Source organism: Flammeovirga aprica JL-4, assembly GCF_012844305.1.
GTDB classification, from domain to species: Bacteria; Bacteroidota; Bacteroidia; order Cytophagales; family Flammeovirgaceae; genus Flammeovirga; species Flammeovirga aprica.
Genome location: NZ_JABANE010000065.1, coordinates 1 through 12,001, shown reverse-complemented (window position 1 = coordinate 12,001; position 12,001 = coordinate 1). Strand labels below are relative to the sequence as shown.

Below are 12,001 nucleotides of genomic sequence, written 5' to 3'. Positions count from 1 at the left end.
TGAACGTTTTGTCCATTTTCTTAAAAGTTCTATCCATGATATTTGTATCATAAGAAAAAACAAAAAAGAAAAGAAGATGAAAGTTTCAGAAAAAATATCGACCGCATTTATAGCCTTATTTTTATTTATGCCGGGCTTAGTGAAGTTTACAGATCAGTTTTCTTATAATTTTGCTACGCAGATTGAAACAGTAGGATTGCCATTTCCAAAGTTATCCTTCTTCATAGGTCAAAGTAGTGAAATTATAGTGGGGGCAATTGCTCTTCTATTACTCTTCTTTTACAATAAAATAAAACCCGAATTGGCAGATAAGCTTTTTTATGGTATGAGCATTATGGTGCTTCCTATTATGATTGTAGCCTTATTTGTGCACTCTGATCCCAATGTGCCCGTAGAAGTGTTGCCTTTTGAAAGTAGACCGCCTGTATTGGCTGTTTTATTAATCCTGGCTTCAACACTGAATCTATCAGTCCATAACCGAAAGATCACATTATTTTAATTCATTAATCAATTTCATTCTGAAGGCCTTCATGAAGTAGGTCTAGGAATCTAACACCCTAAATTTTATTAGATCATGGCAAATTTTAAAATCCACAATTCAGAAACAGCTCCTCAAGAAAGCAAAGAATTATTAGAAGGAAAGAAAAAAGCATTTGGTTTTGTACCGAACTTAATTGGTACATTGGCTGATTCTCCTCAATTAGCGAAAGCTTATGATTATTTACATGAGGCATTTGCAAGCACGTCTTTCAATAATGATGAACTGACAGTTGTATGGCAAACCATCAATGTAGAGAATGAATGCCACTACTGTGTTCCCGCTCACACCGCTATTGCTAACGCTATGAGTATTGCTCCTGAAATCACAGAGGCATTGAGAAATGAAACGCCTTTGCCCAATGAAAAATTGGAAGCATTGAGAACATTTACAGTAGCCTTGGTTCGTGAAAGAGGTTTCGTAAATGAAGAGCAATTAGAGGCGTTTTTTAAGGCAGGGTATTCACAAACGAATGTATTAGAAATTATACTAGGACTGGCGCAGAAGACCATTAGTAATTATACGAATCATGTGGCTAAAACACCACTAGATAATGCTTTTCAACCTTTTGCATGGGAAAAGAAAAGCTTAGCAGTTTAAATTTTATAAAAGAGGTGGTTTATTGATCACCTCTTTTTTTATATCTTCACTCTATGAAAATGCAAGAATCCATTAGCTTTAATTATCAAGGAAGGCCTCTGATCGAGAAAAATACTTTTAAAGTGCCTTATACAAAAGAGAGAATTTTTCAGAATGAAGGATGCTTTTTGTATATGAAAGATGCTCATATAAAACTACGTTCTCCTCAAGACAATGTGGAAGTAAAGAAAAAAGAAGCAATTTTATTAAGGTGTGATACTTACTTTTTAGAGTTTTTGCATAACCAAAAGGATAAAGAAAGTGTGGAGGTGATAGCAGTTCATCTTTTTCCTGAATTGCTGAAAAAACTGTATATCAATGAGCTTCCAAAACTGATTGAGAAACAGATGACGAATCCCAAAACAAGAATTGTAGAGGATGAGGCAATCATTGCTCGTTTTATTGATTCTTTAGAATTCTACTTTGATAACCCGTCTTTGGTCAATGAAGATTTGTTGGAATTGAAAATCAAGGAATTAGTATTGCTGTTGATTCAAACCAATAATGTTTCATCGGTGTTGGAATTAATCAATGACTTGTATTCTCCGAGGGTTTCTCAACTTAAAAAGGTCATAGAATTACATACTTTTTCCAACTTGTCATTAGAAGAGTTAGCCAAATTATGTCATCTGAGTTTATCATCTTTTAAAAGAGAATTTCAAAAAATATATGAAGAGACACCTTCTAAATATCTTTCTGGACAGAGAATTAAAAAAGCCAAGGAACTATTGCAATCCACTTCGTTACCTATCAATGAAATAGCTTATGATATAGGATATAACGATCCATTGTATTTTACAAGAATTTTTAAAAAGAAAGAAGGAGTGTCACCTTCGCAGTATAGGCTCTCAAAATCATAAATAATTGTATTTTAGTGAAGTTAGTGCGAATTATAGGTGTGTGTATGGTTATAGTAATAGGAATATTTTGAAGTTAGGGAGATGTTTTCTTAACTTAATATATCAATCCTTAGAATATTTTTTTTAAAAATCCAGATGTATTGAGTACAAAAACAATGTAGCTCCCTTTAATGGATAGATATTGATTGAAAATAACCATTACACCTACACACTATGAAAAAGACTTATTTCGTTACTTTACTTTTATGTATTTTTTTGATGAATTGTTCTACTAGTAATGAAGACGATTCGAACGTAACGCCTCAAGATCAAGATCCTATCGCGAATGACGATGACACTAATGACGACGATACTTCAAATGATGATGACTCCAATGATGATAATTCAGACGATGATAACACGGTAGACTTATCTGTCTATCAAAAAATATATGCAGCAACGGACATTTATGTTGACGGTGATTTTGTAGTGATAGAAGTAGACGGCACGCCAGATCATGGTAGCCCATATTATCAAGACACACAATGGAGCAGTCGTTATGAGGCTTATGATGATAAAGATTTTCATCTCAACCCTAATAGAATAGCTTCATTTGATCGTAAAGTAAGAATTCCTTTAAATCCAGAAAAAGCAACGAATCACCAAGCAACATCTTTAGGCACAATGGGAATTGCTTTAAATGGGGTTTCTTTTTATAACCAATATGCAGGTCCAAATAATCAACCACTTACGGATGAAATTTTCAGTTTCGATCAGTACAATGGACATCCTCAGAAATCAGGAGAGTACCACTATCACTTAGAACCTGTGCACCTGACAAGTCAGGATTCTATAGGTACAGATGGATTAGTTGGGTTTTTATTAGATGGTTTTCCTGTATATGGTCCGAAAGAAAATGGAGTAGCGGTTACGAATGATGATTTAGATGATTATCATGGTCACTCTCACGCCACTGAAGATTACCCTGACGGTATCTATCATTATCACATTACAGCAGAAGACCCTTACATTAATGGAAACGGATATTATGGAACGCCAGGTACTTCAACTAATTAGTATATCACTCTTCATAGTAGTTTTCTCTTTTTCTTGTGAACAAAAGCAGGAAAAAGAGAAAGTTTTACCATTAGAAACAGTTCTTGTGGATACCGTCAAAGTAAAGTCATCAAAGGGTGTTTTTTATGTCAATGGAAAACGTTTCAGTGGCACAATTTACTGGAATTACCCTAATGGTTTGGATACACTTCGTGTTAGAAGATACTATGATGGTTTGAAAGAGGGGACATGGTCAAGGTACTACCCCAATAAAATGTTAGAGGAAGTGAGAACTTATAAGGAAGGGAAAAAAGAAGGTACGCAAGTGGGGTATTTTCCCGATGGTAGAACTCGATTTATCACTCATTTTAAAAATGATCTTTACGAAGGGAATGCTCAGGCTTGGAGTGTCGCGGGAAGATTGATCAGAAATCAGAACTATCATGAAGGGCAGGAGACTGGAGTACAGCAGGTGTGGTATGACAATGGAAAAGTCAAAGCCAATTATGTCATCAAAGATGGTAGAAGGTTTGGATTGTTGGGAACAAAAAATTGTATTAATGTATCAGATGAAACGTTTTAACTGGATTGTAGTATTGACTTTTGTAGTGGTCCAAATGGGCTGTTCAAAAACTGAAAAACAGCTGCCATTTTATAATACACCAGATTTTACACCTCACTTTTTAACAACAGATCAGGAAGTAAATGAAAATATCACCCATTCAATCGGTGATTTTGAAATGAGAAATCAGCATAATCAAGTTGTGACTCAGAAAGCTATAGAGGGGAAAGTACATGTGGCCAACTTTATTTTTACAAGTTGTGGTAGCATTTGCCCTGTGATGACTGAAAATATGAAAATCATAGATGATCAATATGCGAATGATGAGAATGTACAGTTGATGTCTTACACAGTGACTCCTTGGATTGATAATGTGGAAGTGCTTCAAGAATATGTAACGGCCAAGGAAATCACTTCAAAAAACTGGTATTTTCTGACGGGAACCAAAGGAGAAATTTATCAGTTGGCAAGGCAGTCTTATTTTGCGGAAGAGGACTTAGGTTTTACCAAAGACAGTACAGAGTTTTTACATACCGAACATTTTATTTTAGTAGATCAGAATAAAAAAATCAGAGGCATTTATAATGGTACACTCAAATTGGAAATGCGTCAATTGGTCAAAGACATTCAAACGTTAAAAGAAGAAGTATAAAAAAGTCCAATTTCTTGAGGAAAATACACCTGCGGAAATTAGACTTTTTGGTTGTTAAGAAATTAGTTTAACTAATCTTGTTCACTGCACAGTTGGTCATAAACATAAACATGCTCAGCAAAATCTCTCCAATTGAAGTTGTCTTCACCATAATATTTATTGAAAATATCAGGACACTTGCTGAAGATGACACTTTGAGCTTCTTTTTTATATTTTTTCTTTTGAAGAAGAACAGCCCTGTTAGAACCCGTATCACAAACTAAATAAGACTTATCGATTCCTCCAGTTACTTTCACTCCTGAAATACTTAAACTCCCCGTTTCGTTGGCATTCGGATCTTTATAAACCTTCACCACATGATCAAATCCTGGGTTTAACAATTGCATTAAAGCAAATTTATTTTTCTTGCCAGGAAGAATCGCTTGCTCATAATACACGTACTCTTGATCAACAACCTGATCAAATTCTCTTCCTATTAATTCTTGGATAGAACCGGCAGTCATAGATTGCTCAAATTGAAAAACATCCGTTGGCTTGACAGCAAGAATTTTAATGTCTACGGCCTTGAATTTGTATTTTACACCATCCTTTGATTTGATATTTACACTTTTCAAGATGTCGTTGACCAAAGTGGCAGAACTGATTTTTCCTTCTATTTTAGTCCCATCGTTTTTGATCACATACACCTCTTTAGAGGCGGTCATTCCATCTACAGATAAAACTGGAACAAAAGATTGCCCAAAACAGATTGAGCTTAAAAGTAGCAAGTAAATAAGCGTGAAAGTTCTCATAGTATATTAAAATGTTAATTCGGGCACTAGGACAGAAGTAATTTTTCATTTCAAAGCCCTAATGCCTATTTGCGATTAAATACAGGATTTAAAAGGCGTATCCCACTTGTATGACAAACCGGAGTCCGCCGGTCCATGTCCGGAAATCTCCATTGGTATTTATTTCTTCTCCATCTAATAAGCCATCAAGCACAGGAAATTTATTGACAAGTCCATTTTTAATTTCCTGTAATACTTCTGCTTCTTCTGGTATAGTAACGTCACTATTAAGCTTCAATGTGCCGCTGTACATTCCCCATCCAGGGCCAATCATAATAAGGTCAACAGCGATCCTCTTTTTGATTACGAATTGATACCCCAGCTCAACGCCAATAGTGACAATATCCGCACTGCCTTCCATCTTCGCTTGGATAGGATCTCCTTGCACGGGCATTCCTCCTAAACTATCAAAAGAGACATTGTTGCTCAAATTGTATCTATAGTAAGCAACATAAGGTCCCCAATACAGACCGTCAGGGGCAAATCCTCTATTTCTTTTCTTGAAATAGCGTCTGTAGTCGATAGCAAAACTGTAACCTGTGTTTTTAAAATCTCTCGCGACTCCACTTCCGAGTGGGAGATTGACCAATTTGGGAAAAGTCAGACTTCCTACATTCAATGAAATGGTTTGGAAATCATTAATTCTTCTTTCATAGCCAAAAACATAATTGCCACTTCCCCATAGTAAATAAGGCGTCAAATTGAAGCGGACAATATTATTACGCATCATAGTGATGGTAGAATCATGCTCTATTGTTTGTACTGATTTCTTTTTTTGAGCGAAAGAAGTATTGAAAAACAAAAAGAGAGATATCAATAGAAGATAAGTAGCTTTCATTTTTAAAAAAGATATTGGTTTTGTATTTATAATTTACTCTTTAAATACAAAAGAAACTAATTGAATCAGTCCGAAATCTAACATTGCGCCAATTGGCAATCCTAAGAAGAAACCGTAGATAATTAGCCTTCTAAAATACATGCCTGCAAAACCGTAAAATAGTTCTTCAATCTTGGCAGGGTCCATTTGATTGATCTCATTGACCACAATTCCTTGAAAATCGATGGTTCTGATCAAGGCTCCTGTGTGAGGAGAAGCCGATTCCATCAGTCCATCTAATATCTTGCTCAGCAGATAGTTTTTTGTCTCCGTTGTAAGACATTTATTGAAATCATTCAAAAATATTACAGACAGGTTCTTGATCAACTCTCGGATCACCTCCTGATTTTTATTGTTTTCAAGTGATTTTGCAATGCCTTTTTCTACATCGTAGATCAGTTGTTCATGATTTACAAGCTCAGCAAAGCCATTTTCTTCAAGATAAGTGGCAATATGATGTGCTATACTGCTGACGAATTTCTGCGAAGATCTTGAATTGAGTAATATGGTGAATGTGCTTTGAATACCATCCCTTAGTTCCTCTTCGTCCGTATTTCTGAAAATATCTTTTACTTTCTTAGAGAGAATTACCTTTTTGGAGATTTCCTTAATGATATCAGAAAGTTCAGTGACGATTTTCTCCTTCTTCTCTTCGTTCGAAATTTGTTCTGAAAGATGACTACGAACGATCTCTATTTCAGGGGCCAAGTTCTGACTCAGTTGATCATAAAGTTCGCCCTCAGAGATTGAACCTACACTTAATATTTTTTCAATTTTGGTTTCAAAAACTTCATCAACAATTCTATTCAAAACAAACTGAACACTGGTCAATAGTCTTTGATTTTGGAGCAGACCAATAACTGTTTCTTTCAGTGGTTCATTATTGATAGCAACATTCAGGTCTTTGATTTTTGTTTGTTTTGAGATAATAGAGATTCTATCCTGAATTTTCTTAGTAATAGAAGGTAATCCTCTCAATAACAAATCAGGGATTTTACGGTCCGTCAGTGCCAAAGAAGTTCTCTTGATGTTTCCTTCATACAGCGTAGCTATTCTTCGTTTTTTTACAACAGAAGCATATACATCTTCCGCAATTTTTTCATTATTTTCACTCAGGTGATGGATCACCCTTTGTATCAATTGCTCTACGATTTTAATACTGTTGGCCTGCAGTGCCTCATAAGGTTTTCCTCCAAAAAGTGTTCTTATAGGTTGTTCTTGATTGGAAATATCAAGCAGTTGTTTTTCAAAGAAATGAAGGACTCTATTTTGAAAATCTTCTTTTTCTATGGTTTCTGCCATTACCCTCCAAGTACTTTCTTTAATTTTGACTTTATTGTTGGCGAAAATAGGAATTTCGTTGAGGGATTTGCTTCTGTATTCCATCAGCTTATCCCTGAATACTTTCTTCAATTCATCAAACAGGTCGTCTTTCAAAATCCACTGATGCGCTTTATCCAATTGCTTTCTCAGAATTTGTTTTACAGCATCAAACATCTGATCTACAAATTTGTCAGGAATAGCATCATTAAGCATCAAGTCATTATTGAAAAGGTCGATCACCTTGTTTGTCATAAACTTTGACAAGGTTTCATAGACCGTATCTCTGTGTGCTAAGTCAATAAATCTTGTTTGTAAAGAACTAGAAGGGAAAGAATTGATTTTTACCAGCTCTTCCTCAATTTTATTGGCGAAGGTTTGGGCGTATTCATACCTTTTCGAAAACAGGTTATGAGTGAAATCCTTACTGACCTTCTTTGCAATACCTTTCTTCTCTGTTTCCAGCAGAATATCCAATGTATGGTAATCTGTTTCCACAAAAGTATTATAGATATTTTTCTTCAGGGTAGATAATTTTCCTTGAATATCATTACCAATAGATTCTTCATTGAGAAGCTGTTGCCCCACAAATTTCCCCATATTATTAGCGAAGTTTTGTTTGTTGGCAGATACCACACTAGGCGTAAATGGCACTTTTATGCCCATTATATATTTAGCCTGATAAGGTCTGAAGATCATTTTGATGGCAATCCAGTTTGTCGCTAAACCAGTAACACCATATACTAAAGCGATACTCAACCCTAAGCTTAAAGGATTTTCGCCCATAGGGACAAAAAATGTCAAACCTCCGGCAATAGCTCCTAAAAAAGCACCGAAATAAGTGATAGGTTTCATGTTCTGTCCCATAAACCCTTTCACCATTTCTGGCAATTTATTGTGTTTGTTCTGCAAGTTGTCAGCTACAATACGGCTCACTTGTCCTTTCATCAAGCGGTTGATATTTCTATCGATATAGCCGATAATGCCCGATGTAAGTTTTTTAGGGAGGGAAGTACTGTTCTGCGCAATTTTCACTAGATCATGGATTGGGCGTTTTTTCCCTTTCTCAAATTCATCTCTGATAAAGGAAACAGAAAGCTTCTTCAACTTCGGAGTCCATTTTTCAACCGTATTTGCACCAATCAACGCTGAAAAAGGTTTTTGAGTGATTTCTTTATCTAGAATGCCCTCCAGCGTTTTGGAAATAGCGACTTTCTCTGAATGCAATATTTTTTCAGAAAAATCTTGTGTTTTGGTGCCAAACTTTGAAATTGTAGCGTCCGTAAACAAAGTGTACAAAGGTTGATCTTTGATACGATCTAAACGCTCACTGACTATACTTTTCGCCTTTTCAGTTGATTTTTTCTGATAAATGAATTTTGAGATCAATTGTTCATCAATCAAGAAATTGAAAAGCTTGGAAAGATCCTCATGCTGACGATCGGATGACCATATGCTTTCAATTTTTCGATCCATAATAGAAGACATCGATTCCGCTCCTTGCCCTAAAAGCTTTTCGTCAACCAATGTTTTTAATAGAGCATGAATCGTATCAATCAGTCCTTTCTGATCAAATTTATGAATCAGACTTCCAATACTATTTTTCTTTAGATAGTCCAGTATAAATTCAGCACCTTGTTCTGCAAGTGCCTTAGAGTTTTGTTCAGTTTTCTGATCATTGGCAATATGAATGATCTCATCCACCACCTTAAAACGTTCGCTAACACTGTCCACGAAAAGGCCCATCAGCCAACGACCAATTAAAGAAGCCTCTTCTTCAAAGGCCTCATTTACCAAATGATTGATTTCATCCCTGTTTTCCTGAATCCATTCTACAACAGCATCAAGAATTATCGGCATATTCTTTCTCAGAAATTGCTCAAAATTATCAGCGATTGTAGGAGGGAGAAGATCGAAAATGGTCGTCTCTTCTTGGCTTACCACATCAATCAGAATATTGATCAGTCTTTTGATAGGTGCGTTGTCGCTTTGATCCTGAAGTTCTTTGTCTAAAATACGGTGTACTTCCTTGGCAATATGAATATGATCGCCAGAACCCAATAACTCACTGATGCTTTTTTGAGAGATGGACTGACTGAGTTTTAAAATCAATTCATCATTCTCAATTTGCTTTAAGAAATTATCAATGAAATTATTCAGTGGAAGTTCATCGTTTTTGATCAGTTCGTGGAGTTCATCAAAAAAGTCACCCGTATATTGATCAAGGGCTTCAAAAAGAATAGGGGAGACAACACTCTTCACTCGCTCTCTTTTGAATTCATGCCATATATCATTTGTCAATACTTCAATAAGACTCTCTTCCTTCAAAATGGAGAGGATAATATCAAAGGATTGATCACAGATATAACGGATATGTTGTTTGGAAGTGAAGTCTGCGATGTTGGAATTCATCAAAAGTCCATTCAGCCCTTTTCGGATGGTCTCTTTGGACTGTTCATCTATCAGTGCCAGGAATCGATCAATGGAAGTGCCAATTTCAGGAATTTCATCGATTAGCTCATCTTCACGGAAAGCTTCTTTCAGATGAGTTTCAATAAACTCAGTCAACATGATATGTAAAGCGTTTTGGAAAGCCTCTTTTTTCACTTCCTCGCTTATATTATCATGTCTGATGATTTCAGATTCAACTAATTGACTGATATTTTTGATAAATTCCTCCTTAGTCTGTTCCACAATACTAGGAATCCCCATCACTTTTTCGAATAACATTCTAAGTGCGAGATCATTGGTTGTGTAACCAACAACAGAACCTGAAATTATTTTTAATAGTACTTCACTGATCATATATAAAGTTGCAACAAACTCCCATTAATACAAATATTTTTTGATTCCAATTGGAAAAAAAGAGATATATTTCCAACGAAAAGGGGTTTTAGTGGAAATTATAACAAATGTTTTTATTTGTTAAAATGTGACTCTAAAATGATGATATTGGATAAAACTGATAAGTGTCATTCTTACTTTCAAAATTCTAAATCTATATTGCAAACGGTTTAGGTTTTTTAAGGGATAATGAATTGAAGTATTATTCGTCCTATTATTTTGATCAGCTAATCTGTCCACTTAAAACACTTTTTAATTAACAATTTTGTCTCAAGAAGATGAGTGAAACTATAGAAAAAACGATTGTGAAAGACGTTCAAACTAAAAAAAACCATACAGGTCCATTCCTGATTATGGTAGCACTATTCTTTGTAGTTGGTTTCTTAACTGTAGTCAACCAACAATTCCAAGTGCCATTAAAAGGTGCATTTTTAGGAAATGCAGGTGAAATTAAAGATGCATTAGCAACAATGTTGACTTTTGCATTCTTCCTAGGTTACCCTGCAACTTCAGGTATTGGTGCAAAGTGGGTAGAAAACAAGGGTTATAAAATGACACTTGTAAATGGTTTAATCATGTTAGTGTTTGGATTAGGTATTTTTGAATTATCAGCTTGGTCTAACAGCATGTTGCCATCAGTAAGTCTTGCAGGTGGAGAAGTACCATTGGCATTCTTCGTATTCCTTATTGGTTCATTTGTAGTAGGATGTGCATTAGCAATTCTTCAAATCGTAATCAACCCTTACTTAACTGCTTGTATCGTTCCTGGTACTACAGCCGTAACTAGAATGAGTATTGGTGGTTCTTCAAACTCTACAGGTACTACTTTAGCACCTTTATTTGTAACTTATATCGTATTTGCAGGTGCTGAAGCATCAGATGTTCAAATCGGTGATATCTACATTCCACTAGGAGCTTTATTAGCTTTCGTAGCAGTTTTAGCGTTCATTATTCCTAAATTGAACTTACCAAACATTGGTTCACAAGAGGAAAAAGAAGATGCTGAGCCAGTAAAATTAGACAAGTCAGTGTGGAGCTTCAGCCACTTAAAATTAGGTGTTGTTGCGATCTTCATGTATGTTGGTGTTGAGGTTTGTGTTGGTGCAAACTTAGGTTTATATATTGAGCAATTAATCGAAAAAGGTGAATTCCCAGACGCTGTTAAGTTATTATGGTTTGACGGTAAATCTGTGGCGATCTTACCAGCTATCTACTGGTTCTCAATGTTAGTAGGTCGTTTATGTGGTTCATTCTTAAGCAAAATTGCAGGTACAACTCAGTTATTAGTTACTGCAGGTGGAGCTACAGTATTGGTTATCGCAGGTATGTTAACTGCTAATCCTTGGTTATTAGTAGCTGTAGGTTTATTACACTCAATCATGTGGGGTGCAATCTTCGCATTAGCAATCGACAAATTAGGACCTTATACTTCTAAAGGTTCAGGAGCTTTAATGATCGGTGTAGTTGGTGGTGCTTTAATGCCATTATTCCAAGGTATCTTAGCTTCATCATTAGGATCATGGGATATGACTTGGTTCTTAGTAATCGCAGGTGAATTATACTTAGTATACTACGCTTTAGTTGGATACAAGCATAACTTAGACTAAGACAGTCTGGTTATTATACAGATATAAAAACACCTTGTCAGCAATGGTAAGGTGTTTTTTTGTGCCATTTTCATTACAACGTCCTCTGATCCATAACCAGAACCATTTTTTCTACACTCAACATTCTTCCCTCAAAACATCCCTTTTCTTATGTCTTAGTACTTAATACATTGTAAACTAAATTATCGTAAATTATAGGTCTAAATTTTATAGAGATGAAAAAAGACCATATTCAAC

General features: G+C 35.5%; 10 protein-coding genes. 7 read left to right on the top strand and 3 right to left on the bottom strand.

What is annotated here, in order from left to right; translation table 11 throughout:
* The first annotated feature begins 76 nt into the window (after positions 1-76).
* From HHU12_RS20990 to HHU12_RS20965, 6 genes are all read left to right on the top strand, one after another.
* Entirely contained in the window at positions 77-499 is a 423-nt protein-coding gene (locus HHU12_RS20990; protein ID WP_169658702.1) for a hypothetical protein, read from the top strand.
* Positions 500-574: 75 nt separating this feature from the next.
* Positions 575-1,138, top strand: a complete 564-nt coding sequence (locus HHU12_RS20985) for a carboxymuconolactone decarboxylase family protein (protein ID WP_169658701.1) — start codon at positions 575-577, stop codon at positions 1,136-1,138.
* Positions 1,139-1,191: 53 nt separating this feature from the next.
* Entirely contained in the window at positions 1,192-2,037 is an 846-nt protein-coding gene (locus HHU12_RS20980) for a helix-turn-helix domain-containing protein (protein ID WP_169658700.1), read from the top strand.
* A gap of 258 nt (positions 2,038-2,295) precedes the next feature.
* Positions 2,296-3,093 carry a YHYH protein gene (locus tag HHU12_RS20975; protein ID WP_169658699.1) on the top strand — a complete coding sequence of 266 codons (798 nt, stop codon included), beginning with the start codon at positions 2,296-2,298 and terminating at the stop codon, positions 3,091-3,093.
* Positions 3,065-3,655: a toxin-antitoxin system YwqK family antitoxin gene (locus tag HHU12_RS20970; protein WP_169658698.1), complete on the top strand. Its 591-nt coding sequence runs from the start codon at positions 3,065-3,067 to the stop codon at positions 3,653-3,655. The genes HHU12_RS20975 and HHU12_RS20970 overlap by 29 nt, the downstream gene beginning before the upstream one ends.
* Complete coding sequence (locus HHU12_RS20965; RefSeq protein WP_169658726.1) at positions 3,642-4,286, top strand: SCO family protein; 645 nt, start codon at positions 3,642-3,644, stop codon at positions 4,284-4,286. Before HHU12_RS20970 ends, HHU12_RS20965 begins: the two co-directional genes overlap by 14 nt.
* Positions 4,287-4,357: 71 nt before the next feature.
* Here the strand turns inward: HHU12_RS20965 and HHU12_RS20960 are convergent, their stop codons facing one another.
* From HHU12_RS20960 to HHU12_RS20950, 3 genes are all read right to left on the bottom strand, one after another.
* Positions 4,358-5,077, bottom strand: a complete 720-nt coding sequence (locus HHU12_RS20960) for a hypothetical protein (protein ID WP_169658697.1) — start codon at positions 5,075-5,077, stop codon at positions 4,358-4,360.
* Positions 5,078-5,165: 88 nt separating this feature from the next.
* Positions 5,166-5,954 carry a DUF3575 domain-containing protein gene (locus tag HHU12_RS20955; RefSeq protein WP_169658696.1) on the bottom strand — a complete coding sequence of 263 codons (789 nt, stop codon included), beginning with the start codon at positions 5,952-5,954 and terminating at the stop codon, positions 5,166-5,168.
* Positions 5,955-5,987: 33 nt separating this feature from the next.
* Positions 5,988-10,118: a DUF445 family protein gene (locus HHU12_RS20950; RefSeq protein WP_169658695.1), complete on the bottom strand. Its 4,131-nt coding sequence runs from the start codon at positions 10,116-10,118 to the stop codon at positions 5,988-5,990.
* A 317-nt stretch (positions 10,119-10,435) separates the two neighbouring features.
* On the opposite strand from HHU12_RS20950, the gene HHU12_RS20945 reads away from it, so the two are divergent.
* Positions 10,436-11,764, top strand: a complete 1,329-nt coding sequence (locus HHU12_RS20945; protein ID WP_205959944.1) for an MFS transporter — start codon at positions 10,436-10,438, stop codon at positions 11,762-11,764.
* Positions 11,765-12,001 lie beyond the last annotated feature (237 nt).